This is a genomic window from Aminobacter sp. P9b (assembly GCF_045345995.1).
GTDB lineage: Bacteria > Pseudomonadota > Alphaproteobacteria > Rhizobiales > Rhizobiaceae > Aminobacter > Aminobacter niigataensis.
In genome coordinates this window covers 792,317-818,856 of record NZ_CP150082.1, presented here as the reverse complement: position 1 = coordinate 818,856, position 26,540 = coordinate 792,317, and the positions used below count along the sequence as shown (strand labels likewise).

The 26,540-nt window shown below is 64.7% G+C and carries 22 protein-coding genes and 3 pseudogenes; 12 read left to right on the top strand and 13 right to left on the bottom strand.

Going from position 1 to position 26,540, the window contains the following annotated elements:
• Positions 1-2 precede the first annotated feature (2 nt).
• Together WHT83_RS04105 and WHT83_RS04100 are read right to left on the bottom strand one after the other, a co-directional pair.
• Positions 3-1,535 carry an acyl-CoA carboxylase subunit beta gene (locus WHT83_RS04105; RefSeq protein WP_406873039.1) on the bottom strand — a complete coding sequence of 511 codons (1,533 nt, stop codon included), beginning with the start codon at positions 1,533-1,535 and terminating at the stop codon, positions 3-5.
• Positions 1,535-2,116 carry a biotin transporter BioY gene (locus tag WHT83_RS04100; protein WP_406873038.1) on the bottom strand — a complete coding sequence of 194 codons (582 nt, stop codon included), beginning with the start codon at positions 2,114-2,116 and terminating at the stop codon, positions 1,535-1,537. Before WHT83_RS04100 ends, WHT83_RS04105 begins: the two co-directional genes overlap by 1 nt.
• Before the next feature lie 165 nt (positions 2,117-2,281).
• On the opposite strand from WHT83_RS04100, the pseudogene WHT83_RS04095 reads away from it, so the two are divergent.
• A pseudogene (locus WHT83_RS04095) lies at positions 2,282-3,693 on the top strand (short-chain fatty acyl-CoA regulator family protein).
• Positions 3,694-3,697: 4 nt separating this feature from the next.
• Here WHT83_RS04095 and WHT83_RS04090 read toward each other — a convergent pair.
• Positions 3,698-4,054: a DUF423 domain-containing protein gene (locus WHT83_RS04090; RefSeq protein ID WP_318763163.1), complete on the bottom strand. Its 357-nt coding sequence runs from the start codon at positions 4,052-4,054 to the stop codon at positions 3,698-3,700.
• Positions 4,055-4,246: 192 nt separating this feature from the next.
• Between WHT83_RS04090 and WHT83_RS04085 the strand changes: the two are divergent.
• Positions 4,247-6,435, top strand: a pseudogene (locus tag WHT83_RS04085) (Tex family protein); the annotation flags it as partial.
• A 286-nt stretch (positions 6,436-6,721) separates the two neighbouring features.
• Positions 6,722-7,939, top strand: coding sequence for an argininosuccinate synthase (locus tag WHT83_RS04080; RefSeq protein ID WP_183263357.1), 1,218 nt, complete (start codon positions 6,722-6,724; stop codon positions 7,937-7,939).
• A 50-nt stretch (positions 7,940-7,989) separates the two neighbouring features.
• On the opposite strand, the gene WHT83_RS04075 is transcribed toward WHT83_RS04080, so the two are convergent.
• Positions 7,990-8,508: a hypothetical protein gene (locus tag WHT83_RS04075; RefSeq protein WP_406873037.1), complete on the bottom strand. Its 519-nt coding sequence runs from the start codon at positions 8,506-8,508 to the stop codon at positions 7,990-7,992.
• A 127-nt stretch (positions 8,509-8,635) separates the two neighbouring features.
• On the bottom strand, positions 8,636-9,454 hold the full coding sequence (locus tag WHT83_RS04070) for a lytic transglycosylase domain-containing protein (RefSeq protein ID WP_108606186.1): 819 nt from the start codon (positions 9,452-9,454) through the stop codon (positions 8,636-8,638).
• A 166-nt stretch (positions 9,455-9,620) separates the two neighbouring features.
• On the opposite strand from WHT83_RS04070, the gene WHT83_RS04065 reads away from it, so the two are divergent.
• On the top strand, positions 9,621-10,856 hold the full coding sequence (locus WHT83_RS04065; protein WP_406873036.1) for a flavin monoamine oxidase family protein: 1,236 nt from the start codon (positions 9,621-9,623) through the stop codon (positions 10,854-10,856).
• Positions 10,857-10,972: 116 nt separating this feature from the next.
• Positions 10,973-11,578, top strand: coding sequence for a DUF1236 domain-containing protein (locus tag WHT83_RS04060; RefSeq protein ID WP_183263360.1), 606 nt, complete (start codon positions 10,973-10,975; stop codon positions 11,576-11,578).
• 41 nt (positions 11,579-11,619) lie between these two features.
• Here the strand turns inward: WHT83_RS04060 and WHT83_RS04055 are convergent, their stop codons facing one another.
• Together WHT83_RS04055 and WHT83_RS04050 are read right to left on the bottom strand one after the other, a co-directional pair.
• Positions 11,620-12,345 (bottom strand): DUF2270 domain-containing protein, encoded by a 726-nt coding sequence (locus WHT83_RS04055; RefSeq protein ID WP_108606189.1) that lies wholly within the window; start codon positions 12,343-12,345, stop codon positions 11,620-11,622.
• 180 nt (positions 12,346-12,525) lie between these two features.
• Positions 12,526-14,268, bottom strand: coding sequence for a putative bifunctional diguanylate cyclase/phosphodiesterase (locus WHT83_RS04050; protein WP_406873035.1), 1,743 nt, complete (start codon positions 14,266-14,268; stop codon positions 12,526-12,528).
• 344 nt (positions 14,269-14,612) lie between these two features.
• Here WHT83_RS04050 and ffh point away from each other — a divergent pair, with 344 nt between their 5' ends.
• From ffh to WHT83_RS04030, 4 genes are all read left to right on the top strand, one after another.
• Positions 14,613-16,193 (top strand): signal recognition particle protein, encoded by a 1,581-nt coding sequence (gene ffh / locus WHT83_RS04045; RefSeq protein WP_108606190.1) that lies wholly within the window; start codon positions 14,613-14,615, stop codon positions 16,191-16,193.
• A gap of 10 nt (positions 16,194-16,203) precedes the next feature.
• Positions 16,204-16,530, top strand: a complete 327-nt coding sequence (locus WHT83_RS04040) for a chorismate mutase (RefSeq protein ID WP_108606191.1) — start codon at positions 16,204-16,206, stop codon at positions 16,528-16,530.
• A gap of 55 nt (positions 16,531-16,585) precedes the next feature.
• Positions 16,586-16,978, top strand: a complete 393-nt coding sequence (gene rpsP / locus WHT83_RS04035) for a 30S ribosomal protein S16 (RefSeq protein ID WP_108606192.1) — start codon at positions 16,586-16,588, stop codon at positions 16,976-16,978.
• 167 nt (positions 16,979-17,145) lie between these two features.
• Positions 17,146-17,679, top strand: coding sequence for a cupin domain-containing protein (locus WHT83_RS04030; RefSeq protein WP_183263362.1), 534 nt, complete (start codon positions 17,146-17,148; stop codon positions 17,677-17,679).
• Here the strand turns inward: WHT83_RS04030 and WHT83_RS04025 are convergent.
• The 4 genes from WHT83_RS04025 to WHT83_RS04010 form a co-directional block, all read right to left on the bottom strand.
• Positions 17,670-18,575: a bestrophin family protein gene (locus WHT83_RS04025; protein WP_406873034.1), complete on the bottom strand. Its 906-nt coding sequence runs from the start codon at positions 18,573-18,575 to the stop codon at positions 17,670-17,672. The two genes, WHT83_RS04030 and WHT83_RS04025, sit on opposite strands and share 10 nt — an antisense overlap.
• A 160-nt stretch (positions 18,576-18,735) precedes the next feature.
• A complete protein-coding gene (locus WHT83_RS04020) occupies positions 18,736-19,980 on the bottom strand; it encodes a glycosyltransferase (RefSeq protein ID WP_406873033.1) in 1,245 nt (414 codons plus the stop codon).
• A gap of 172 nt (positions 19,981-20,152) precedes the next feature.
• Positions 20,153-21,187 carry an aspartate-semialdehyde dehydrogenase gene (locus WHT83_RS04015; protein WP_108606196.1) on the bottom strand — a complete coding sequence of 345 codons (1,035 nt, stop codon included), beginning with the start codon at positions 21,185-21,187 and terminating at the stop codon, positions 20,153-20,155.
• A 109-nt stretch (positions 21,188-21,296) separates the two neighbouring features.
• Positions 21,297-21,431, bottom strand: coding sequence for a hypothetical protein (locus tag WHT83_RS04010; protein WP_256371662.1), 135 nt, complete (start codon positions 21,429-21,431; stop codon positions 21,297-21,299).
• Between the two features lie 145 nt (positions 21,432-21,576).
• On the opposite strand from WHT83_RS04010, the gene WHT83_RS04005 reads away from it, so the two are divergent.
• Both WHT83_RS04005 and WHT83_RS04000 read left to right on the top strand, forming a co-directional pair.
• Positions 21,577-21,963 carry a DUF6152 family protein gene (locus WHT83_RS04005; protein WP_406873032.1) on the top strand — a complete coding sequence of 129 codons (387 nt, stop codon included), beginning with the start codon at positions 21,577-21,579 and terminating at the stop codon, positions 21,961-21,963.
• 14 nt (positions 21,964-21,977) lie between these two features.
• On the top strand, positions 21,978-22,439 hold the full coding sequence (locus WHT83_RS04000; protein WP_406873031.1) for a DUF6644 family protein: 462 nt from the start codon (positions 21,978-21,980) through the stop codon (positions 22,437-22,439).
• 2 nt (positions 22,440-22,441) lie between these two features.
• Here WHT83_RS04000 and WHT83_RS03995 read toward each other — a convergent pair.
• Positions 22,442-24,345: pseudogene (locus WHT83_RS03995) on the bottom strand (ABC transporter ATP-binding protein/permease).
• Between the two features lie 302 nt (positions 24,346-24,647).
• Here WHT83_RS03995 and WHT83_RS03990 point away from each other — a divergent pair.
• Entirely contained in the window at positions 24,648-25,352 is a 705-nt protein-coding gene (locus tag WHT83_RS03990) for a DUF805 domain-containing protein (RefSeq protein ID WP_406873030.1), read from the top strand.
• A gap of 3 nt (positions 25,353-25,355) precedes the next feature.
• Here WHT83_RS03990 and leuB read toward each other — a convergent pair whose 3' ends face one another.
• Positions 25,356-26,459 (bottom strand): 3-isopropylmalate dehydrogenase, encoded by a 1,104-nt coding sequence (leuB, locus tag WHT83_RS03985; RefSeq protein WP_108606201.1) that lies wholly within the window; start codon positions 26,457-26,459, stop codon positions 25,356-25,358.
• Positions 26,460-26,540: the final 81 nt, after the last annotated feature.

Sequence of the window (26,540 nt, the reverse complement as noted above, 5' to 3'; positions counted from 1 at the left end):
CCTCACAGCGGTATCGTGTCGTGCTTCTTCCACGGCGCCTCGGCCTTCTTGCCGCGCAGGGCGGCGAAGGCGCGGGCGATGCGGCGGCGCGACGAATGCGGCATGATCACTTCGTCGATGAAGCCGCGCTCGGCGGCGACGAAGGGATTGGCGAAGCGTTCTTCATATTCTTTGGTGCGCGCGGCGATCTTTTCTGCGTCGCCGAGTTCCGAGCGGTAAAGGATTTCGGTCGCGCCCTTGGCACCCATCACCGCGATCTCGGCCGTCGGCCAGGCATAGTTGATGTCGGCGCCGATATGCTTGGACGCCATGACGTCATAGGCGCCGCCATAGGCCTTGCGCGTGATCAGCGTGACCATCGGAACGGTCGCCTGCGAATAGGCGAACAGAAGCTTGGCGCCGTGCTTGATGACGCCGCCATATTCCTGGGCCGTGCCCGGCAGGAAGCCCGGCACGTCGACCAGCGTCAGGATCGGGATCGAAAACGCGTCGCAGAAACGCACGAAGCGCGCCGCCTTGCGCGAAGAGTCGATGTCGAGGCAGCCGGCCAGCACCATCGGTTGGTTGGCGACGACGCCGACGCTCTGGCCCTCGATGCGCATGAAGCCGGTGATGATGTTCCTGGCGAAGGCTTCCTGGATCTCGAAGAAATCGCCTTCGTCGGCGATGGCGAGGATCAGCTCCTTCATGTCGTAGGGCTTGGCTGCGCTGTCGGGGATCAGCGTATCAAGGCGCTTCTCCAGCCGCGCGGGATCGTCATGGAACGGACGAACAGGGGGCTTTTCACGGTTGTTGAGCGGCAGGAAGTCGAACAGCAGGCGAACCTGCTCCAGCGCTTCGATGTCGTTTTCATAAGCGCCATCGGCGACCGACGATTTCGAGGTGTGGGTGCGCGCGCCGCCCAGTTCCTCGGCGGTAACGATCTCGTTGGTGACGGTCTTCACCACGTCGGGACCGGTGACGAACATGTAGGAACTGTCGCGCACCATGAAGATGAAGTCGGTCATGGCAGGTGAATAGACGGCACCGCCGGCGCACGGGCCCATGATCACCGAGATCTGCGGCACCACGCCCGAGGCGTCTACATTGCGCTTGAACACGTCGGCATAGCCGGCGAGCGAGGCAACGCCTTCCTGAATGCGGGCGCCGCCCGAGTCGTTCAAGCCAATGACAGGCGCGCCGTTGCGCATCGCCATGTCCATGATCTTGCAGATCTTCTGGGCGTGCGTCTCCGACAGCGAGCCGCCGAGCACGGTGAAGTCCTGCGAAAAGACATAGACCAGGCGGCCGTTGATGGTGCCCCAGCCGGTGACGACGCCGTCGCCCGCCACCTTCTGCTCGGCCATGCCGAACTCGGTGGTGCGGTGGGTGACATACATGTCGAACTCTTCGAACGAGCCTTCGTCGAGCAGGACGTCGATGCGTTCCCGCGCCGTCAGCTTGCCCTTTGCATGCTGGGCGTCGATGCGCTTCTGGCCACCGCCGAGGCGGGCTTCGGCGCGGCGGGCTTCCAGTTGTTCGAGTACGGCGCGCATCAGTTCATGCCCTTTGCGGAAAGCCATTTCCAGGCGGCGGGGAAAGCGATGGCCGCAAGCACGGCCTTGGCGATGTCGCCCGGGATGAAGGGATAGAGACCGAAAGCGAGAACCGGCTTGTCCCAGCCGATGACGCCGCCGAGCCAGAGCAGGCCCGGCACGTAGATGACGGCGCCGGCGAGCAGTGCCGCAAGCATGGCGGTAAAGACGTTACGGTCCCAGCCGCGCTCGGCCAGCCAGCCGGCGAGCAAGGCGGCAGGCAGGTAGCCAAGGAGATAGCCGCCGGTCGGGCCCATCATGTAGGCGAGGCCGATGCCCTTTTCCGGCGTGCCGGCGAAGACCGGCAAGCCAAGCGCGCCCTGTGCCAGATAGAGTGTCACCGCAGCGGCACCGCGCACCGGACCGAGCGCCAGGCCGAGGCCGATGACGACAAGCGTCTGCATGGTCATCGGCACGGGATAGAACGGCACCTGGACCTTTGCGGACAACGTCAAGAGTAGTGAACCCGCGACGACGGCAACGACGTCCATTGTGGTGAGCCGGCTGGTCTGCCTGTCGGCGACGGCTTGGTAGAGCGTCATGAGCTTTCTCCCGCGCTACGAGTTTGAAAACAATGGCCTCTCGCCGCGTCAGCGGCAAGCAGCGAAGTTGGCGCAATAGCCCTGTGGCGCGCGCAGGAAAACAGTTGAAAGTGTGCGAAAGCGTAATATACAAATATGAGAACTGTAAATTGCGAAATTGCAAACATGGTGTCACGCAAACTCTACATCGGCCGCAAGGTGCGCGAGCTGCGCGACGCCAACAAGGCGACGCAGGCGAGCTTCGCCGAACGCATCGGCATCTCGACCAGCTATCTCAACCAGATCGAGAACAACCAGCGCCCGGTTTCGGCCTCGGTGCTGCTGGCGCTCGCCGAAAAGTTCCAGATCGACATCACCGAGATTTCGCAAGGCGACAGCGACCGGCTGTTGTCGGCGCTGACCGAGGCGCTGAGCGATCCGCTGTTCGAGAACTATGCGCCGAACCTGCAGGAACTGAAACTGGTGACGCAGAACGCGCCGGGTTTTGCCCGTGCGCTGATCTCGGCGCACCAGGCCTATCGCCGCACTTCGGAACAGCTGGCGAGCCTCGACGACACGCTGGGCAAGAGCGTCGGCCTGACCGAGCCGACGCCTTACGAGGAAGTGCGCGACTTCTTCCACTTCGTCGACAACTACATCCATAGCCTCGACGTGGCGGCCGAGCGGCTGGCCGGCGAGCTCGGCATCGGCGAGCGCGACAGCTATGCGGCGCTCGCAGCACATCTGGACAGCCGGCACGGCGTGCGGATTGCCCGTGCCGAGGCCAATGACGATGCGCTGCGGCGCTTCGATGCCAAGTCGGGCGTGTTGTTCCTCAACCCATACTCGCCGCTCGCCACCCGTAGTTTCCAGATCGCCTTCCAGATCGCCGAGATGGAGATGGAGGCCGAGGTGGCGCAGATCGCCCGCACCGCCGATTTCCGCACCGCCGAGGCGCTGGAAATCTGCAAGATGGGGCTGCGCAACTATTTCGCCGGCGCGCTGACCCTCCCCTACCAGGCCTTCATGCGCGCGGCCGGAGAATTGCGCCACGATCTCGAACTGATGGCGGCGCATTTCGGTGCCTCGATCGAGCAGGTGGCGCATCGGCTCAGCACGCTGCAGCGGCCGGGCCACAAGGGCGTGCCGATCTTCTTTGCCCGCATCGACCGCGCCGGCAACATCACCAAGCGCCACAGCGCCGCCAAGCTGCAGTTCGCCCGCTTCGGCGCGGCGTGTCCGCTGTGGAATGTTCACCAGGCCTTCGAGACCCGGGCCGGATCATCCGCCAACTCGCCGAGACGCCAGACGGCGCGCGCTATCTCTGCATCGCCACGGAGATCTCCAAGGGCGGCGGCGGCTTCAACGCGCCGCACCGGCGCTATGCCATCGCGCTCGGCTGCGAGGTCACCTATGCCCAGGATTTCGTCTATGCCGACGGGCTGGAGCTGGGCAGCAAGACGGCCTTCGACCCGATCGGCATCTCATGCCGCATCTGCGAGCGCACCAACTGCCAGCAGCGCGCCGTGCCGCCGCTCAAGCGCAAGCTGGTGATCGACCGGGATGTCAGGCATCCCCTTCCCTACAGGATCGGCTAGACTTCTAGTTGTTCCTTGGGGCGAACAGAGCACCAGCGGCGAGCGTCAGCCAACCCAAAATCATGCCGGTTCCGCCCATGGGGGCGGCGAAGGGAAACAGCCGCTGGCCGAGATAATCGCGGGCCAAGAGGTCGCCTGTGAACAGCAGCACGGCCAGCAGCAGGATGGCCGTCCCGATGTGCAGGATGCGGCTCTGGGCTGCCACCAGGGACAGCGCGATCAGCGCCGGCGCATGGAAAAGCAGGAAATTGGCCGCTGTCGCGACGTTGGTGCTGCCGCCATGGCTCGCCGCTGCCGAAAGTGCCACGCCCGCTGCGCCGAAAACAGCGCCGGCGGTAAACAGGACCCGATCGAATTTCATGCTTTCCGCTCCTCGATTCACGGAGGGCGATCATACAGATGCGCGGCATGAAATGTTCCGCCGACTTTGCGCCGATTGCCGCAGGATGGCCGCTTTCCTGTGGACCTTGAACAGGCGGGCATGATTGGCCGTTTGGCGTTCGCCCCGGCAGTCACTATGTTCGCGCACCCGTTCAACAGGCACCAGGATTCCATGGCTGGCGACATCAGGAAAATCGCTGCGATCATCGCAGCCGAGATCAATGCGAAGGCCGAGCAGGTCATTGCGGCAGTCGGACTGCTGGATGAGGGTGCGACTGTTCCCTTCGTCGCGCGCTACCGCAAGGAAGTCACCGGCGGCCTCGACGATACCCAGCTGCGCGATCTGTCCGAACGGCTCGCCTATCTGCGCGAGCTGGAAGCGCGGCGCGCGGCAATCGTCGAATCCATCACCGGCCAGGGCAAGATGACCGACGAGCTGGCGATCCGTATCGCCAGCGTCGCCACCAAGGCCGAGCTCGAAGACATCTACCTGCCTTACAAGCCCAAGCGCCGCACCAAGGCGGAAATCGCGCGGGAGCGCGGGCTCGGGCCGCTCGCCGAAGCGATCCTCGCCGACCGCTCCAAGGTACCGGCCGAGTTGGCCGTGCCTTACGTCGTCGGCGACGTAGCCGACGTGAAGGCAGCCCTCGAAGGCGCGCGCGACATCGTCGCCGAAGGCATTTCGGAGAACGCCGAGCTATTGGGCCGCCTGCGTACTCACATGAAGGAGCGCGCGGTCATGCGCGCCCGCGTGATCGACGGCAAGCAGGAGGCGGGCGCCAAGTTCTCGGACTATTTCGACCATTCCGAACGCTGGGCCTCGGTGCCGAGCCACCGCGCGCTCGCCATGCTGCGCGGCCGCAACGAGGACGTGCTGTCGCTCGACCTCGAGATCGACGCCGACGACACCTCGCCGGTCAAGCCGGTCGAGCGTATGATCGCCGCTGCCTATGCGATTGGCGCGACGCTGCCCGGCGACCAGTGGCTGATGACCGTCGCCGGCTGGACCTGGCGCGTGAAGCTGTCTCTGTCGCTGTCGCTCGACCTGATGCGCGATCTGCGCGAGGCCGCCGAGGAAGAGGCGATCCGCGTCTTCTCGCGCAACCTCAAGGACCTTCTGCTCGCCGCCCCTGCCGGCTCGCGCGCCACGATGGGTCTCGATCCGGGCATCCGCACCGGCGTCAAGGTGGCGGTCATCGATGCCACCGGCAAGGTGCTCGACACCACCACCGTCTACCCCTTCCCGCCCAGGAACGACGTGCGCGGCACTCAGGCCGAGCTTGCCCGGCTGATCATCCGCCACAAGGTCGAGCTGATCGCCATCGGCAACGGCACCGGCAGCCGCGAAACCGAGCGTCTCGTTGCCGACTTGCTGACGGACATGCCGGCGCCCAAGCCGACCAAGGTCATCGTCAGCGAGGCCGGGGCCTCTGTCTATTCGGCGTCCGCCACGGCTGCCGCCGAATTCCCCAATCTCGACGTGTCGCTGCGTGGTGCAGTGTCCATCGCGCGCCGCCTGCAGGACCCGCTCGCCGAGCTGGTCAAGATCGAACCCAAGTCGATCGGCGTCGGCCAGTACCAGCACGACGTCGACCAGTATCGGCTCGGCCGTTCGCTCGAAGCGGTGGTCGAGGACGCGGTGAACGCCGTCGGCGTCGACCTCAACACGGCCTCCGCCCCCTTCTCGCCCGCGTCTCCGGTCTCGGGCCGTCGCTCGCCGAGTCGATCGTGGCGCATCGCGACGCCTCGGGCGCCTTTGCCACGCGCCGCGACCTGCTCGCCGTGCCACGGCTCGGCCAGCGTGCCTTCGAGCAATGCGCCGGCTTCCTGCGTATCCGCGACGGCAAGGAACCGCTCGACTCATCGTCGGTCCACCCCGAAGCCTATGGCGTGGCCAAGAAGATCGTGGCGTCCTGCGGCCGTGACCTGCGCCAGTTGATGGGCGACAGCGCCGCGCTGAAGGCAATAGATCCGCGCGCGTTCGTCGATGAGCGTTTCGGCCTGCCGACGGTGCGCGACATCATCGCCGAGCTGGAAAAGCCAGGCCGCGATCCGCGTCCGGGCTTCAAGACCGCGACCTTCGCCGACGGTGTCGACGACATCAAGGACCTGAAGCCGGGCATGTTGCTCGAGGGAACCGTCACCAATGTCGCCGCCTTCGGCGCCTTCGTCGACATCGGCGTGCACCAGGACGGGCTTGTCCATGTGTCGCAGCTCGCCGACAAGTTCGTGAAGGACCCACACGAGGTGGTGAAGGCGGGCGACGTGGTGAAGGTCCGCGTCGTCGAGGTCGACATCCCGCGCAAGCGCATCGGGCTGACCATGCGCAAGGACGGCGGCGAGGCAGCCCCGCGCACGGCAGCGCCGGCCAAGGGCCGCGACATGAAGTTCGCCTCGTCCAAGCCACAGCAGGGCAAGCAGGACCAGCAAGGCGCGTTCGGCGCGGCGCTGCTCGAGGCGATGAAGCGTAAGTAAGGCGGCTTCATACCCTCCCCTTGTGGGGAGGGTCGATCCACGCAGCGGATCGGGGTGGAGGTAGAGAGAGGCTGTCGCAGCGGCATGATCGCCCTTGCCCGGCTCGCCGTTCGTGCTTAGAAAGCCCGGGAAAACGCGGCCCTGGGCCGCATGCGAAAGGTGCCGTGATCCCATGTCCAAGTGGAAAGACGTCAAGAAGGTCGTGCTCGCCTATTCCGGTGGCCTCGACACATCGATCATCCTGAAGTGGCTGCAGACTGAACTCAATGCGGAGGTCGTCACCTTCACCGCCGATCTCGGCCAGGGCGAGGAACTCGAGCCGGCGCGCAAGAAGGCCGAGATGATGGGGATCAAGGAGATCTTCATCGAGGACGTGCGCGAGGAGTTCGTCCGCGACTTCGTCTTCCCGATGTTCCGCGCCAACGCCGTCTATGAAGGCGTCTACCTGCTCGGCACCTCGATCGCGCGTCCGCTGATCTCCAAGCATCTCGTCGACATCGCCCGCAAGACCGGCGCCGACGCCATCGCCCATGGTGCCACCGGCAAGGGCAACGACCAGGTCCGCTTCGAGCTGTCGGCCTACGCGCTGAATCCCGACATCAAGATCATCGCACCATGGCGCGACTGGTCGTTCAAGTCGCGCACCGACCTGCTCGACTTCGCTGAAAAGCACCAGATCCCGGTCGCCAAGGACAAGAAGGGCGAGGCCCCCTTCTCCGTCGACGCCAACCTCCTGCACTCGTCCTCCGAGGGCAAGGTGCTGGAAGATCCGGCCGTCGAGGCGCCCGAATACGTCCACATGCGCACGATTTCGCCTGAGGCAGCACCGGACAAGGCGACGGTCATCAAGATCGGCTTCGAAAAGGGCGATGCCGTCTCGATCAACGGCGAGCGCCTGTCGCCTGCGACGCTTCTGGCCAAGCTCAACGACTATGGCCGCGACAACGGCATCGGCCGCCTCGACCTGGTCGAGAACCGCTTCGTCGGCATGAAGAGCCGCGGCGTCTACGAGACCCCCGGCGGCACGATCCTGCTGTCGGCGCACCGCGCCATCGAGTCGATCACGCTCGACCGTGGTGCGGCGCACCTCAAGGACGAGCTGATGCCGCGCTATGCCGAGCTGATTTACTACGGCTTCTGGTTCTCGCCCGAGCGCGAGATGTTGCAGGCGGCGATCGACAGGAGCCAGGAGCATGTCGAGGGCGAAGTGACGCTCAAGCTCTACAAGGGCAACGTCATGGTCATCGGACGCGAGAGCGAAAAGTCGCTCTATTCCGACAAGCTGGTCACTTTCGAGGACGACCAGGGCGCCTACGACCAGAAGGATGCCGCCGGCTTCATCAAGCTCAACGCGCTGCGCCTGCGCACGCTGGCTGCGCGCAACCGGTGAGATCAGCCAAAATCTGGCAGTTTGGAGGCGCTTCGGCGCCTCCTTTCGTTTCAGGCCTCGCCCCGATACATGTCGGCGAGATAGGCCCGCTTGGCCGCGTCGTCGCGTGTTGAAAACAGATAGCGGCCGAAGGCCTGGCGTTCGTGGTCGACCGCCGCAAGCTCCCAGACGCAGAATGTCGCCCGGTGCGGCCCGGGCAGTGCAAACAGCGAGAAATCGGGAGCGTCCGCGGTCTTGGCATAGACCGTCTCCCACATCTCATTGGCATTGCGCCACGAACTCACCAGCAGGAAGTGAAAATCGGCGCCGCAGCGGTGCAGGATGACGAAGCCGAGCTCGCCCTTGAGGTTGAGGCGCCCGGTCGCCGTCTCGGCTGCCAGGAAGCGCTGCGCCAAAGCGCAGGTTTCGCGCGTCACCGGCGTCGAATCTTCGGCAATGTCATACCATTTGAGCAGCCCGCCGCCTGCCGGCACGGCGAGACCAGGTGTGACTGACTTGGGGTAGTGGCTGTAGCCCTGAATATTGCCGTAGGCGGAAAGGTCGCCCGGCAATGCGTTGAGAGCGTTCATCGTTCGTTCCTCGGCCGCATCGAAAAAACCCGACGTCTCCGCCGGGTTCATTCAATATGCGCCGATGGTCGCCCCTTGGCCAGCAGGATGGCGAACCATCCTGACACCTGCCAAACGGCCGCCTTGGTCAGTTGCCGTCGATCTCGGCGCCGATGATGGCGATCGCCTGCTGGTAGACGCTGGCCGCGTTCCAGCCCTGCAAGGCGCCGAAATTGGCCTGGCCGGGCTGATAGCCGCCGCCGGCGCTCCAGCCGTGGCCGCGCAGGAAGTTGGCCGTCGAGGCCAGCGCGTCCGCCTTGGAGCGGACCATGTCGATCTTGCCGTTGCCGTCGCCGTCGGCGCCGAATTTCAGCACGTTGACCGGCAGGAACTGGGTCTGGCCGATCTCGCCATGTGCGGCACCAACGGCGCTGGGGCTCAGCGTGCCGTTCTGGACGAGCTTGAGCGCGGCATAGAGCTGATCGGTGAAATATTCCGAACGGCGGCAGTCGTAGGCCAGCGTCGCCACGGCCGACAGCGTGTGCTGGTTGCCGAGGAAGCCGCCAAAGCCGGTTTCCATGCCCCAGATCGCGATCAGCGGGCCGGCCGGCACGCCATAACGCGCCTCGATGCTCTGGAACAGCGCCGCGTTCTGCTTCTTGATGGTCTTGCCCTTGGAGGCAATCGTCTTGCCGCCACGCTTGGCCATGAACTGGTCGAGCGAGAGCTTGAAGCTCTTCTGGTTGCGGTCGGCATAGATGGTCTTGGTCGCGTAGGTCGTCTTGGCAAGCGCGTTGAGCGCGTTGCCGCTGATGCCGTTCGCCGCCGCCTCCTGGGCGAAATCAGCCTTCCATGCCTCGAAGCCGCCCGCGTTGTTGCCGCACTGGGCGGCGTATGCGCCGCCAGCTGTCACCGCCAGAACGGCGGAGGCTGCAGCAAAAGTCTTCACCTTGGCAAGTACTGCCATGCCGTTCTCCTGATGCCTGAATCATTCCCCTGGGAGGGATGTTGCCAGCCGAACGCTCTCTTGTCATCGTTAAGAAGGCGTTTACGTCCCCACCGTCTTGCAATGGCTGGTGGCAAAAAACTCGCATACGATCAAGCGGTGAATGTGGCGAGAGCGGGGAAAAACCATGAAAGATGTCGATGTTGTGATCATCGGCGCCGGTTCTGCCGGCCTTTCGGCGGCAAAAGTGCTGCGTTCAGCCGGTTTGAGCTTCAAGGTGCTGGAGGCAATGGACCGCATCGGCGGCCGCGCCTGGACCAGCAACCGGCATTTCGGTGTGCCCTTCGACATCGGTTGCGCCTGGCTGCACGCCGCCGACCGCAACCCCTATTTCTCGGAGGCTCAGGCCGCCGGCTGGACGATGCATCACCACGACATGAACATCGACCATCTCTACTATCGCAACCGCAAGGCGAGCGAGGCCGAGGAAGCGGCGGTCAAGGCAGCGGACGCTGCGATGGCAGCGCTGCTGGAAAACCACAGCGACATGGATGATCGCCTTGGCGCTCTTTTGGCCAAGGGACGGTCGTCGCGCGCCGCCGCCACCTTCTGCGGCCCGATGGACTTCGGCACCGACGAGGACGAGATCTCCATCGCCGACTTCAGGAATGCCGCCGACCTCGACCCCAACTACTTCACCAGGGAAGGCTATGGCGCACTCGTTGCGCGTTTCGGCGCCGACGTACCGGTCGAACTTGCCACGCCGGTAACCCGGATCGACTGGGACGGTGCCGGTGTCGCCTGTCTCACCGACCGTGGCACGCTGCGCGCCAGCGCGGCCATCGTCACGGCATCGCCCGGGGTACTGGCCTTCGAGGAGATCGTCTTTTCGCCGGCCCTTCCCGACAGCCACATGGCCGCGTTTTTCGACCTGCCGATGGGCATGCTGACCAAGCTGCCGGTTGAAATCAGGGGCAGCCGCCTCGGACTCAATGCCTTCGATGACCTTCTGGTCGAGCGCACGGCGCGGCATGACATCTATTTCCTCGGCTTTCCGTTCGACCTCGACCTGATGGTCGGTTTTGTCGGCGGCGACTTTGCCTGGGAGCTGTCGGCGGCCGGCGAAGCTGCCGGCATCGACTTCGCCACGGACCGGCTGTGCGAGATCTTCGGCAGCGGCACCCGCCGGCATGTAGGTCGCGCGATGATGACCAACTGGGGTGCCGAGCGTTATGTCAGAGGTGCCTATGCCGCGGCGCGGCCCGGACGATCCGGGGCGCGCGCGGCATTGATGCAGCCGGTTGGCGAGCGCATCTTCTTTGCCGGCGAGCACCTTGCAGGACCGCTGATCCAGACCTGCGGCGGCGCCAGGCTGTCGGGCGAAGCAGTGGCCAGGCAGGTCATTGCGCAACTCGCCGCGTAACGCCGGCACATATGAACATGCTACAATTCGTGAGCGGAACCGGTCTTCTGGACCGGAACCGACAGGTGCTTGGGCCGTTTTCGCCTCCTGAGGGACCAAGAAAACGGAGCGAAAAAATGAAAACCAAGCTGTTGTTTCCCGCTGTGGCGGGCGCGCTTCTCGCCTTCTCCGGCCCGTCATTTGCAGATGTCGCGGTCCAGGCGGCCACCGATCTCAATGTCCGTGCCGGTCCCGGCCCGCAATACCCGGTTGTCGGCGTCATCGGTGCCGGCCAGGCCACAACGCTGCGCGGCTGCCTCGAAAGCAGCAAATGGTGCAGCGTCGCCGATTCAGGCGGCGAGGGCTGGGTCTATTCCGACTATCTGGTCGGTGATTTCGGCGGCCAGCAGGTCGTGCTTTCGGCACGCCCGGCCGATTCAGGCATCGTGGTCGTCGATCCGCCAGCCGGCGGCGCCGATGTCGTCATAGATGGGACGACGGGCGCGATCATCGCCGGCGAAGCCATGCCGGCCATCGATCCCCCCGTCGAGGTCCGCACCTATGTGACAGACAACCGGATCGAGCCGGTCTATCTGGACGGCGAAGTCGTCGTCGGCGCCGGATTGCCCGATACAGTCGAACTGACTGAAATCCCCGACTCCGAGTACCGCTACGTCTATGTGAACGGCCAGCCGGTGCTGGTCGAACCGTCGACGCGGCGCGTCGTCTATGTGATGCGCTGAGTGAAGCGGCCGCCGGGCACCTGTCCGGCGGCCTCGCCACTTCATACATGGACCTGTGCCAGCGCGCTTTCAGCCGCGTCGTCAAGCGGTCGGAACGAAACGTAGAGCAGCCAGAAGTAGAACCCCGCGACGCCTGTCAGGATCAACCAGCCTGGTGCAAGGCCAAGGCTGGCATTGGCCGCTACCTCCCACAGCGATGAGACAAGGTCCCTGCTGCCGCCGGAGACCTGCAGCTTGGGCGTCGAAATCTTGAGCACCCATGCGAGCAGCAGGATCAGGAACATCCAGATGTAATTGCGTCTCAGCCGCCGCGAGAAGGCATCGGCGTAGGAGATGCGAAACTGCGGCTCCCGGAGGCTGTCGCCAAGCATCTGGCGCCAATTTGCGGTTTCCCCGGCCTCAGGCGAGAAAATCGGTGCGAAGTAATACCGTTCGAAAGTGCGGACGCGCGACCGATAGACGTCAAAGAAGCGGTAGCGCCGTGCTTCGATCCAAAGCAGCAGGAAAATGAGCAGCATGGCAAACAGGAGCACGCCGTGATGGGCGTTGGGCGTCGACAACGACACCGACATCATCGCGGCCACCACCGTGATCGCCCAGTTGCTCGTCTGGTCTATCCGGTCGCGCCACCCGGCCATCCTGGCCATTTCGGCGCGATGGTAATGTGCCATGGTGTTGACGATTTCGGTCGAGGTCGAAGGCAGCAGCGCGACCTGCTGCGGCAAAGATGAACTGGCGCTTTCGGGCATGGCAGCCTCCCTGGACATCCCCGGAGTGCCTGCATCAGGAAGGGCACAAGCCTCCTAGCGATGCTGTTGCGGCGCGGGCCGGGCCGACGGGTTTGCGGCTGTCTCGGCGGCAGGCCACGCTGGGGGCCCGAATATCCTGCGCCGGCGCAAATCCTATACCTGTTGCGACGGGATCGCGCGGAAATCGGCGGCAAAGGTTCAGATTTTCGCCGTGGCTGCTTTCCTGGCGGCCTTGGCCGGACGCTTCATCAAGTGTTCGAAATCCGCCGCCGGCAGCGCCCTGGAGTAGAGATAGCCTTGTCCGACACGGCAGCCCATGGCGTAGAGGGCGGCTTCCTGCGCGCGCGTCTCGATGCCCTCGGCGACGACGGCCAGCCCCATGTCCCTGGCCATGCCGAGCACTGCGCGGACGATCGCGGCATCTTGTGGCTGGCTCAGCATGTCGCGGATGAAGCTGCGATCGATCTTGAGCAGCGTCAGCGGAAAGCGCTTGATGGTGCTGAGCGCGGCATGGCCGGTGCCGAAATCGTCGAAGGCAAGGCCGACGCCTGCCTCGCCCAGCTTGCGGAACGGTGCCAGCGTGCGCTCTTCATGGTCGAGGGCGATGGTCTCGGTCACTTCCAGTTCGAGGGCGTTGGCCGGCAGCCCGTGGCGGGCCAGCGTGGTCAGCACGGTTTCCGCCAGATTTCCGGCATTGACCTGCACCGCAAACAGGTTGACCGCCATGGAGATGGGCGCCAGCCCGCGGGCGCGCCATTCCGCCGATTGGCGACATGCCTCGTCGAGGATCCAGCCGCCGACGGTCAGCGCGCCGGAATGCGATTCAAGCACGGCAAGGAAGTCGGCAGGCGAAAGCAGCCCGCGCGAAGGATGGTTCCAGCGCAACAGCGCCTCGGCGCCCAGCACCTTGCCGCTCTCCAGGCAAACCTGCGGCTGGTAGTGCAACACGAATTCGCCGGCGCCGATTGCCCGCAACAGCTCGTCCTGCAAGGCGCGCCGAACAGCGACCGCGTTGCGCATGTCCGGTTCGAACATGCGGTAGGAATTGCCCTGCTGCCGCGCTCGGTAGAGCGCAAGGTCGGCGCTGGCCAGCAGCTCCTCGGCGTCGCCGCCGTCGCTTGGGGCCACGGCGCCGCCGATGCTGACGCCGAGCTTGATCAGGTGGTCGCCGATCTCGAAAGGCTTTTCGAACGACTGGAGCAGGCTGTTTGCGGCTGCCTCGCCGGCTGAGGGGCTGCCGGTCCCGCGCAGCAATACGGCGAACTCGTCACTGCCGAGACGGGCCACCATGGCATTAGCCTCGAGTGCTGCGGGCAGCCGCACGGCGAGGGCCTGCAGCAGTGTGTCGCCGGTGGCGTGGCCCAACGTGTCGTTGACCTTCTTGAAGCCGTCGAGGTCGATCAGTAGCACGGCCGTCTGCTCGCCGGCGGCGAGCGCTTCCTCGAGGCGCGTGTCGAACTGGAAACGGTTCGGCAGGCCGGTCAGCGTGTCCTGATGGGCAAGGCGATGCAGGCGCATGTCGCGCTGCCGCCGGTCGGAGATGTCGCGGATCATGCCGCCCATCGATACGCCGTCCGGCCCGTGCCAGACCGAAAGCGACAGCTCGATAGGGAACTCGCTGCCGTCGCGCCGAAGAGCTGCCACCTCGACCGTCTTGCCGGTCAGCTTCGACGGCGTGCCGGAGCCGACGCGCGCGATGCCAGCGTTGTGGGCACCGCGCAACCTGGGTGGAATGATCAGGTCGAGCGTGTGGCCGACCATGTCGGACCTGGCGTAGCCGAACATGCGCTCGGCGGATTTGTTGACAAAGGTGATGTTTCCCGAGGCGTCGATGACGACCAGCGCGAATTCGATGTTTTCGACAAATCCGCCCAGCGACGAGTCGGAAATGCGATCGCCTCCCGGGGATACGACATGCGAGCCGGCCGCATGGTCACACATGGTGGCAAAACACCCTTATTAAATGCATATAGAGCCCCCCGGCAGGCGGCACACTAGAGGGCAAGTCTTAACAGGGATTGACCGTCGCGCCGCGAACGGTTCGAAAGCTCGCGGGAAATGTGCCTTCTCTTGACTCTCTGGCCTTTTTCCTGTCTACAGCCCACAAATTCCGCGACGAGTTCCACTCCGAGCGGCCGACCGGGACGCCCTTAGCGGCACAAAATGATCCCGGAGGCCAACACCCGGCAGCGCAGTGCGCCCCCGGGTGCTTTTTGGTTTGGTTCGCAGTCGCAGAGGCATTACCTCTCGGTTCGACACCGGTTGGCTGAGAGAAGGGAAGTTGAATGTTTGAATCGCTGCAAGAGCGACTTGGATCGATCCTCAACGGCCTGACCGGCCGTGGCGCGCTGTCGGAAGCCGATGTCTCGGCTGCCCTGCGCGAGGTTCGTCGTGCCTTGCTCGAAGCGGACGTCGCACTCGAAGTGGTCCGCTCCTTCACCGATCGCGTCCGCGAGAAGGCGGTCGGCGCGGCGGTCCTGAAATCGATCAAGCCCGGACAGATGGTCGTCAAGATCGTCCATGACGAGCTGATCGAGATGCTCGGCTCCGAAGGCGTCGCCATCGACCTCAATGCGCCGGCGCCGGTTGTCATCATGATGGTCGGCCTGCAGGGCTCGGGCAAGACGACGACCTCGGCCAAGATCGCCAAGCGGCTGACCGAGCGCCAGGGCAAGAAGGTCCTGATGGCCTCGCTCGACACGCGCCGTCCGGCAGCGCAGGAGCAGCTGCGCCAGCTCGGCGAGCAGACAAAGGTTGCCACCCTTCCCGTCATTACCGGCCAGTCACCGGTCGACATCGCCAAGCGCGCCGTCCAGGCGGCCAAGCTCGGCGGCCATGACGTCGTCATCCTCGATACCGCCGGCCGTACCCATATCGACGAGCCGCTGATGGCCGAGATGGCCGACATCCGCAAGGTGTCGGACCCGCACGAGATCCTGCTCGTCGCCGACTCGCTGACCGGCCAGGACGCCGTCAACCTCGCCAAGAATTTCGACGACCGCGTCGGCATCACTGGCCTGGTGCTGACCCGCATGGACGGCGACGGCCGTGGCGGTGCCGCGCTTTCGATGCGTGCCGTCACCGGCAAGCCGATCAAGCTGATCGGCGTCGGCGAGAAGATGGAAGCGCTGGAGGAGTTCTATCCCAAGCGCATCGCCGACCGCATCCTCGGCATGGGCGACATCGTTTCGCTGGTCGAGAAGGCAGCCGAAAACATCGACGCGGAAAAGGCCGCGGCGATGGCCAAGAAGATGCAGTCGGGCAAGTTCGACCTGAACGACCTCGCCGACCAGCTTGGCCAGATGCAGAAGATGGGCGGCATGGGCGGCATCATGGGCATGATGCCAGGCATGGGCAAGATGAAGGACCAGATGGCTTCGGCCGGCCTGGACGACAAGATGTTCGGCCGCCAGATCGCCATCATCTCGTCGATGACCAAGGCCGAGCGCGCCAACCCCGACGTTTTGAAGCATTCGCGCAAGAAGCGCATCGCCGCCGGCTCCGGAACCGATGCGGCCGAAATCAACAAGCTGCTCAAGATGCATCGCCAGATGGCCGACATGATGAAGGCCATGGGCGGCAAGGGCAAAGGCGGCGGTCTCATGCGCGGCATGATGGGCGGCCTTGCTTCAAAGATGGGCCTCGGTGGCATGATGCCGGGCATGGGCGGCATGCCCGACCTGTCGAAGATGGATCCCAAGCAGCTCGAAGCGCTGCAGAAGCAGGCGGAAGCCGCCGGCCTCGGCAAGGGCCTCAAGGGCCTGCCCGGCGGCGGACTTCCAGGTGGCGGTTTGCCGGGCCTGCCTGGCGGCATGAAGCTTCCGGGCCTCGGCGGCGGCCTGCCCGGCCTCGGCAAGAAGAAGTGAGGAGCGCGCGATGACCGATATCAATCCTCAGGCGCAGCTCCAGGAACTGCGTGCCTCGATCGACAACATCGATGCCGCCCTGATCCATATGCTCGCCGAGCGCTTCCGCTGCACCAAGGCGGTGGGCGTGCTCAAGGCGACCCATGGCCTGCCGCCGGCCGATCCGGCGCGCGAGCAGACCCAGATCGAGCGCCTGCGCCGTCTGGCCGACGATGCCCATCTCGATCCGGATTTCGCGGAGAAGTTCCTCAACTTCATCATCCGCGAGGTGATCCGGCATCATGAAATGCTGGCCGCCGAACATAACGGTGGCTCAGACAGGACTACCTCCGCCTGAGGCGGAACAAGCAGAACATACCAAACCCAAGACAGAACTATTCAGGAGTAAGACAATGTCCCTTAAGATCCGCCTGGCCCGCGCCGGCTCGAAGAAGCGCCCCTACTACCACATCGTCATCGCCGACGCCCGCAGCCCGCGCGACGGCCGCTTCATCGAGGCGATCGGCGCCTGGAACCCGCTGCTGCCCAAGGACGGCGATCGCGTGAAGATCGACGGCGACCGCGTCAAGCATTGGATGGCGAACGGCGCGCTGCCGACCGACCGCGTTGCCCGCTTCCTCGACGAGGCTGGCCTTGTGAAGCGCGAAACCCGCTCGAACCCGACCAAGGGTGAGCCGGGCAAGAAGGCCCAGGAGCGTCTGGCTGCCCTGAAGAAGGCCCAGGACGATGCAGCCGCCGCGATCGCCGCTGCCGCCGCTGCCCCGGCCGAGGCTTCTGCCGAGTAATTTTCGCCCAACCGGCGACTGGAGAACGGCGGGCCGCAAGGTCCGCCGTTTTCGTTTGCATCTGCCTTGGTTCATCCAACTGGCAGCAGTCGAGTCGCCAGCCGGTCGCTTGACCGCTTCTCGTGGCCGCGCCACCTTGCCACGGCGCGGGCCAGGAGGAGCAGGCGATGTCCAGCAGCACTTCGATCAATGCCAACGGTGTGTCCGAGCCCTTCGCGGCGGAATCCGTGCCGCTCGAGGCCTTTTCGCAGGGCGAGCGTTTCGGTTCGAGTTTCAGGCACCTATCCAATTTCGCAGGCGGCGACCACGTCGGCGTGGCGCTGGAAGAACTCGCGCCGGGCAAGGAATCCAACCCGTCGCACTATCACATGCTTGAGGAGGAGCACGCCTACATCCTCGAGGGCGCGCTTACGCTTCGGCTCGGCGCACGCGCCTATGTCATGAAGGCCGGCGACTATGTCTGCTTTCCGGCAGGGCAAAAGGTCGGACACTCGCTGTTCAACCATACGAACGAGCCCTGCCGCTATCTCATCATCGGCGAGCGCGATCCCAACGATGTCATCGTCTATCCCGACTCCGGCCGGGTCAGCGTCCGGCTGACCGGGGAGGGCTACCGCAAGGCGGCGACGATGGACTACTGGGAGGGCATCGACACGACCGCTGCCGGAACTGCGACCCCGGCTGCGCACCCTCAGGAATAGAAGAAGTTCTCGGCGGCCAGCATCGGCGGCGGCGTTTCGCCCAAGGCCTCGAACACCGAGATCTCGCAGACCCGGCACAGGCCGTCGAGCGCCAGGTCGTTGGCCTCCATGCCGAAGGGGTCCTCCAGCTCTTCCGACAGCGCGTCGAGGCCGAAGAAGGTGTAGGCAATCAGTGCGGTGAACAGCGGCGTCGCCCAGCCAGCGGACGCCGCCAGGCCGAATGGCAGGAGCAGGCAGAAGACATAAGCCGTGCGCTGCAGGAGCAGCGTGTAGGCGAAGGGCAGGGGCGTGCCCATGATGCGTTCGCAGCCCGCCTGCAGGGCGGCGATCGCCGACAGCCGCTCGTCGAGGATGCGGTAGTCCATGGCTTCCAGCACCTTGGCGCGCTTGAGCACGGCGAGCCTCGTGCCCATGCGACGGATCGTGGCGTCCGGCTTGTTGGTGGCGGCATGGATCTCGTCGACGGCGTCGCCGATGAAGGGGCGGGCTGCTTCGCGCGTGTCGACGCGGCGCAGTTCGCCGCGCAGGAAGTGGCAGAAGGCCAGCGCATCCATCAGGAACGGCCGCAACTCGTCGCGGTCCGAAATCATCGCGTTGGCGGCGCGCGAAAGGTTTCGGATCTCGAAGACCAGCTGGCCCCACAGCTTGCGCGCCTCCCACCAGCGGTCATAGGCGGCGTTGTTGCGGAAACCGAGATAGATCGACAGGGCGACGCCAAGCAGGGCGAAGGGCGCGACGCCGGCGTCACCCAGGTTGAGATCGAGCGCCTTGATCGCCGCCACCACCAAAGCGCCGTAGAGCGCGAAGCCGAAGATCTGCGGCAGGATGCGCGGCACGACGGACCCGCGCATGACGAAGAACAGTTTCAGCAGGCCGGTGCGGGGGCGGACGATCATGCGGGCGGAAACCTCTGGCGGTGCCGTGAGGCCGCCATTGTGCGCCGAAGGCTATCGGGAAGTCACCTCCAAATGCGACGTCGGTGCCAGTTTCGTCGAAATGATTCAGTCACTTGGCCGCTCGACGCGGGCTACCGCCATTTACTGGGCCGGCCAGCGTTCAGCGACGTGTGTAATTGCCGGTCAACAGTTCCAGCAGACTGCGGAACGGACCGCCGCGGCGAAGCTTGCGAACCTCGGCTGCCAGCTCCGCGGTCCTGCCCGAGAGTTCGCCCATGGCGAAATGAAACTCCTCGCTTGGTCCCACCCCTTCGCGCAGCTTGATGAAGCGGGGGTCGAAGATACGGTTCTGCTGGAGCAACGTTTCGAGGATCGCGGCCAGGGCCAAATCCTCCTCGGAGGCGACCTTCCTGGGCCAATCCCGTTCGGAAAGGACCGCGCGATAGATCGCCTCGAGTTGCCGTGCGCCTTCGTCGCTGTTGAAGTTCCGCCTGACATGCTGGGTCACGCCGGCCGCGTCGTCTGGCCGATAGGCGGCGATTTCCCTGTCCAGGACTTCAGGTGACGCTGCTTCGGACAGCGCGCCATAGGCAAAGTTGACGGCAGCGAAATCGTCGAGCCGTTGTGTGGTCACCAGGCCGCCGATGCCGAAACGGTCGGCGTTGATGACGGCGCGGCCGTTGGCCAGTGCTTCGAGCGCCATTCGCCCGCTGGCGAAGACCAGGTCGACACCATCGAGGCGCTTGACGACATCGTCGGCTGCCTTTGCCACCAATTCGCCGCGGAAGCCAATGCCGCGCCGTTCGCACGCTTCGGCAATCAGGTTGGCGAGAATGGTGCCCGGGTGGGCAAAGATCGCGGCCGTGCGCAGCTTCTCCGGTGCCGGTGCGGCAGGACCGATGCGGTTGAGGTCGATGGTGTTTGGCCAGAACGTGACGCGGGACGGCGGCAGGCCGTTTTCGTCGACAAGCCGGCCGCGCAGCACACTGCGCACATAGAGATAACGCCTGATGCGGGGATGAACGGGGGGCGCATCCTGGTCGCTGGCGAAGTCATGGCAGGCAAACACCGCCGGTGTGCCGGGAAAGCGGACGAGGGCGGCGATCGTGGGACCCGTGTGGTGGCCGTGAATGATTTCGGGCACTTCACTGAGCGGCGCCAGCGAGGTCACCACCGGCGAGCCCGTCGCGCGGATTTCGGCCGCCGCCGGGCCGGTCACGGGCGCGAAGGTGGCGACCGAATGGCCGCGCCGGCGCAGCGCCAGCACCATGTCGCGGACGAGCGTTTCCGTGCCGCTGCGGCCGGTCAGGACGGCATTGGTCATGAGAATGCGCAGCGGGCGATCTTGGCCGTTTGCGTCTGTCACAGGGCTGGAATGCGCGGCGTCGACGCTGTCACGCGCCATGGCTGGTGGTCCCGATTGCTGGCGCCCGCACTGCCCATCAAGCAATGCTAATGTAGCGTAGCCGGAATCGGGGTCAAGCTTGAGACCGACACCGAGGCGCACGCCCCGGCATCAAATCGTGTCGTGCCGCGTCGCAGGCCATGCCCGACGCGGCACTTTTCCGAGGCTGGCCTCAGGCTGCCTTCTTCTTTGGCGCAATCAGGCCGCGCTCGACCAGCAGTTCGGCGATCTGCACGGCGTTGAGGGCGGCACCCTTGCGTAGATTGTCGGAGACGATCCACATCGACAGGCCGTTGTCGATGGTCTGGTCCTCGCGGATGCGCGAGATGTAGGTCGCATCCTCGCCGGCCGAGTCGAGCGGGGTGGCGTAGCCGCCGTCCTCGCGCTTGTCGATGACCAGGCACCCCGGTGCTTCGCGCAGGATGTCGCGTGCCTCGTCGGCGGTGATCGGCTTGTCGAATTCGATGTTGACGGCTTCCGAGTGGCCGATGAACACCGGCACGCGTACGCAGGTGGCGGTCAGCTTGATCTTGGGATCGAGCATCTTCTTGGTCTCGGCGACCATCTTCCACTCTTCCTTGGTCGAGCCGTCGTCCATGAAGACGTCGATGTGCGGAATGACGTTGAAGGCGATGCGCTTGGTGAACTTCTTGGCTTCGACCGGGTCGGCGACGAAGACGGCGCGCGTCTGGGTGAACAGCTCGTCCATGCCTTCCTTACCGGCGCCCGAAACGGACTGGTAGGTGGATACGACGATGCGCTTGATGGTGGCGGCGTCGTGCAGCGGCTTGAGCGCCACGACCAGCTGGGCCGTCGAGCAGTTCGGGTTGGCGATGATGTTCTTCTTGGTGAAGCCGGCAATCGCGTCCGGGTTCACTTCCGGAACGATCAGCGGCACGTCCTGGTCATAGCGGAAGGCCGACGAGTTATCGATGACGACGCAGCCCTGCTTGCCGATCTTGGGCGACCATTCCTTGGAAATGTTGCCACCGGCCGACATGATGCAGATGTCGGTGTCGGAGAAGTCATAGGTGTCGAGAACCTTGACCTTCAGCGTCTTGTCGCCGAACGACACTTCGGTGCCGAGCGAGCGGCGCGAGGCCAGTGCGACGATCTCATCGACCGGAAAGCCGCGTTCCTCGAGGATGTTGAGCATTTCCCGGCCGACATTGCCCGTGGCGCCGACGACTGCAACCTTGAAACCCATATCGAAAATCTCCTGTCCCTCTCCGCTCGCTTCTGGAGAAAACCCGCTGGCCGTTGCGGGCTTCATCCCCCGGGCCGGACCCGGGAGAGGGTGAGCAGGCCAAGGGAAATCACACCGTTTTGGTGGTGGTGGTTTTGGCCATGGTTTTGGTCGAAAGCAGGGACGCGGTTGCGCGCCCGGCACGATGGTTGGCATCGTGGCCGGGGAAGTCGAATGCGAAAAGCGCCATCAAGAGGCCGCGCATCGGAGGGTTCCCTGTTCGCCGCCGCTTTTAGCCGGTTTGCGTGGAGAGTCAATCGGGGCCGGAGCTGTCGGCCTCCGGCGCTTGTGATTTGACCTTTGTCGCCTAGTACCTAGGCTCGCCGTGGATCGATTGACGGAGGAGCCCCATGGAAATCCTGTCGAAACGCGTCCCCATCGTCGCCACGCTGGCTGCGGCTGCCATTTTCACCCTGCCGGCACTTGCCCATCACGGCTGGTCCTGGACCCAGGACGGCTTTTTCGAGCTCAAGGGTGTCATCGCCGAAATCTACATCGGCAATCCGCATGCCACGCTCGACGTCGATGTCGAAGGCGACATCTGGCGGGTGGAACTCGCCCCGCCGGCGAGAACGATCGCGGCGGGCTTCAGCGACGAGGTCGCCAAAAAAGGCGACGAGGTCACCGCGATCGGAAACCGTTCGCGTGACGAAACCGAAAACCGCATGAAGGCAGTCCGGATCGTCGTCAACGGCAAGACCTACGACGTCTATTCGGACCGCGTGCCGCCGAGCTGAGCGGGATCGGGGGCGTGGAGCCGCTGCAGGCTATCGAGCAACTCGACGCCGTCAAGCTGTTGAAGACCTCGTACTTTGCCTACCCGGTGATCAATGCGGTCCATATCGCCGCCATCGGCGCCTTGCTCACCTCGGTTGCGCTGATGGACCTGCGCATCCTTGGCGCCTTTCGCGCCCTGCCGGAGCGCCCCTTCGTGGCGCTGTTGAGGCGACTTGCCTTCCTCGCCTTCGGCGTGGCCGTGCTGAGCGGGCTCCTGCTGTTTTCGGTGCGCGCGTCGCACTATGCGCAGATGCCGGTGTTTCTCGCCAAGATGAGCCTCATCGGCCTCGCCGGGGCCAATTTCGTGGCGTTCGCCACCGTCGACAAGGGGCTTGATGCGAGTGTCCGTCCGCCGGCGCCACGCGTGCTTGCCGCAACCTCGATCGTGCTGTGGTGTGCCGTACTGCTGTGCGGCCGCTTCATCGGGTTTCAGTGAAGCTACTTCTCCTTCAGCTTGATGCGGGGGAAACGCAGCGGCGGCCACTCCTCGGTGGGCATGGGTTGCGCCAGCAGCTCGGTGAGCTCGGCGGGCAGGCCGACATGCGCCTGCTTGGTGGCGACGCCGTCTGCGATGCTGACGACGCTGTCGTAGAACTCCAGCCCCATCGCCGATTTCGGCGGGGTGGCCTCGTGCATCACGCTGATCACGGTGACATCGGGGCAGTTGTCCTTGATCGCCTGGTGGAAAGCGATCTTGGCCTCCGGGTCGAGTGCGGCGGTGGCCTCGTCAAGGAACAGCAGACCGGGCTGGAGCAGGAGAATGCGGGCCACCACCAGCTTCTGCTTCTGGCCGCCCGAGAGCAGCTGGTCCCAGACCTTGCCCTCGCGCATCTCCTCGCCGAGATGCTCGATGAAATCGCCGAGCCCGGCCTTGTGTAACGCGACCGCAACGCGGGCCTCCGAATGCTCGTCGGCACTGCCCGGCAGGCAGACAAGCTGCTTTAGCGACACTTGCGGCAGCTTGACGTCCTGCGTGGCGTAGAAGGATTTCACCCCCTCGGGATAGATGATGGCACCGCGGCCATACGGCCACAGCCCGTTGATTGCCTTGACCAGGGATGTCTTGCCGCAGCCGGACTCGCCGCGCACGAAGATCCATTCGCCGCGCCTGAAGCGCAGGTTGGAAACGGTCAGGAACGGCGTTGCGTCGCTGCCCCGATGCATCAGTTCGAGATTGCGCACGGTCAGGCCGAAGATTGCGTTCTGACCGCCGTAGCTGAAATCGGAATGGCCGGTAAGGCCGTAGAATTCCTGCGGCCGCTGGACGTCCTCGATTGCGTTGGCAAGGCCGATGACGCGCTGGCTGTTGGCTCTGAGCGTGGCGATCGCCGGCATCACGTGGATGAACCACGAGCACTGGCTGATCAGCGAATTCACCAGCTCGGCGCCGGTGATGTAGCCCTTCAGGTTGATCTGGCCGTGCATGTAGGGCAGCAGGCCGGGACCGTAGGCGACGAAGCGGGCGGCGACGAAGTTGTAGATGAGCTCGAACGACATGTAGCCGGCATTGACCGTGTTGAGCCGCCCCCAAGTCTTGTCGATGTCGAGATAGAGCCGGTCGTGCATCGACCGCTGCACGCTCTCGCCACGCGAGGCCGCGACGTGGAAGCTGCGGCGCAGGAAGGTTGTCAGCTCGCCGCGGTAGCTGCCCTCGGCCTGCTGCATCCGGATGCTGAGCCGCTCCATCAGCCCGCCCAGCTTGATGGCGATGTAGGTGTTGAGCGGGACATAGGCCCCGACCGCGCCGATCGCCAGCACGAAGCTGCCGTAGTTGCCAAGGAACTCCAGCCCGCGCACCGAGGTCGAGGTTTCCAGAAGCTTCTGGCCGACGAAGAACAGCGAGGCGGCAACGCTCATGACGCCCATGGCCAGGCCGATCGCTCCGCCGGTCATGCCCTTGATCGAATCCTGGACGCGCTGGTCGATGTTGTCGGGGGAGGAGTGCCGACGCCCGCGGCGTCGACGCCGCCGTGCTGGACATGGAAATGGGTGTGGTTGCCGTCGAGCAGGGCGGCGTTGAAGCGGCTGTTGAGCCAGCCTCGCCACTTTCGGTGCAATGTGGTGGAGAAGAGATGGCGGATGCCAGTAAAGCCCGCATCCTTGATCAGCACGAGAAGAAGCAGCGTGCCGGCACTGGTAAGCAGAGACGCCAGCGGCGTCAGGTTTGTCGGGTCGTGGAAGAAGGCAATCGAATTGACCAACTCACCGGAGGCTTCGGCCATCCAGACGCTGGCCTTGCTGGAAAGTGCAGTGAGGAGGGCTATCACCAGCGTCAGCCCCCAGGCTTCCTTCCAGCGATCCGACATCCAGTAGGCCCGCATCAGGCCCCAGAAGTTGAGCATCGCCGAAACCGGCGTCAGGGGAGGCGGCCTTGCGGCGCCGCGACGCCATCTGTTCACCGATGGATCTCGAGGTCTGTCGACCCGAATCACTGTTTTCCTGCCCCAGTGCCCATTTGCTATTGAAGGGTAACATGAGTTGAGCATTTCACAGTCAACATGTGGTTACCGGCTAATCAATGCATCGCGAGCGTTGCTGGAGGGCAACTGTCCGCTGTCTCCCCACTACCCTGCCGCATTCCTCACCCGCGCTTGCGGTGCAGCAGAGTTTGGAACAATCTTCGCTCCAATCACGAGGGCGACAGATGCGTGGGGACGTACTGCATTACGACGAGACCCAGGGCTTCGGCTTCATCGTCGGAGCCGACGGAAATCGCTACACCTTCGCCCGCGAGGACCTGAGGCACATGGCTGCGGTGAGCAAGGGCGCTCAGGTCGAGTTCCAGCCGAGCGGCGGTCAGGCGCGGGAGGTTTTTGCCATCCAGGCTCCGCTTGCCGCTTCGTCGGCCTTGGCTCCGGTCCGGGCTGCAACACCACAGCATTTCGGCCGCTTCGCAACCGAAGCCGCAACGTCCTCGACCGGCCTGTGGAGCTATTCCCGCCGCGGATTGACCGAAAACTACGCCAATTTCCGCAGTCGCGCCCGGCGCAAGGAATATTGGGGTTTTTATCTGTTCTGGGCGATTTCGGCGGTCGCGCTCTCGACCGTCGGCTTCGGCATCGATGGGTTGCTCGGCAACCTCGATGCCGGACTGGAGGAGCCGGTCGCCGGCTTCGCCTTGCCCGGCCTGTTCGTGCTGGCTACGCTGTTGCCCGGCATCGCCATGACCGTTCGCCGTATCCACGACCTCGGCCTGTCGGGCTGGTTTTGTCTGCTGATGCTGCTGCCCTATGTCGGCGGGCTGATCACCTTGGTGTTTTCGCTGCTGCCGTCGCAGAAGCACGACAACAAATGGGGGCCGGTGCCGGCGGGGGTAAGGGTTCCCCCGCCCTACGTTCCGGCCGCCTAGTCGTTACGCGAAGAACTTCGCGATGATGGCGTCGCCCATCTGGGTCGTGCCGACCTCGGTCTTGCCCTCGGACATGATGTCCTTGGTGCGCAGGCCGTCGTCGAGCACGGCTGCGATTGCCGCTTCCAGCTTGTCGGCCTCGGCTACCATGTTAAACGAGTAGCGCAGGCACATCGCAAAGGACGCGATCATGGCGATCGGGTTGGCGATGCCTTGGCCGGCAATATCGGGCGCCGAGCCATGCACCGGCTCGTAGAGCGCCTTGCGCTTGCCGGTGAGGGCGTCCGGTGCGCCGAGCGAGGCCGAAGGCAGCATGCCGAGCGAGCCGGTGAGCATCGCGGCAACGTCCGACAGCATGTCGCCGAACAGGTTGTCGGTGACGATGACGTCGAACTGCTTGGGCCAGCGCACCAGCTGCATGCCGCCGGCATCGGCCAGCATGTGGTCAAGCTTGACGTCCGCGTACTTCGCCTTGTGGGTGGCGGTCACCACCTCGTTCCACAGCACGCCTGACTTCATGACGTTGCGCTTTTCCATCGACGTCACGCGGTTCTGGCGCGTGCGCGCCAGTTCGAAGGCGACGCCCGAGATGCGCTCGATCTCGAACGTGTCGTAGACCTGCGTGTCGATGCCGCGCTTCTGGCCGTTGCCGAGGTCGATGATCTGCTTGGGCTCGCCGAAATAGACGCCGCCGGTCAGCTCGCGCACGATCAGGATGTCGAGGCCCTCGACCACTTCCTGGCGGAGCGAGGACGAAGAGGCGAGTGCGGGATAGCAGATCGCCGGGCGCAGGTTGGCGAACAGCTCCATGTCCTTGCGCAGGCGCAGCAGGCCGGCTTCGGGGCGGACCTCGTAGGGCACGGCATCCCACTTCGGGCCGCCGACGGCGCCGAACAGCACGGCGTCCGCCGCCATCGCCTTTGCCATGTCGGCATCCGAGATCGCCTGGCCATGGGCGTCGTAGGCCGAGCCGCCGACAAGGCCTTCGTCGGTGGTAAAGCCGCTGCCGAGCTTGTCGTTCATGGCCGCAATCAGCTTGCGGACCTCGGCCATGGCCTCGGGGCCGATGCCGTCGCCGGGGAGGAGAAGAAGATTGCGCGTCGCCATGGAAAGCCTTTCCGAAAGATGCGTGAACCGCGGTCTTGCTAGCCTTGGCGGGGCGCGCGTGCAAGCGGGAAAGGCGCGGAT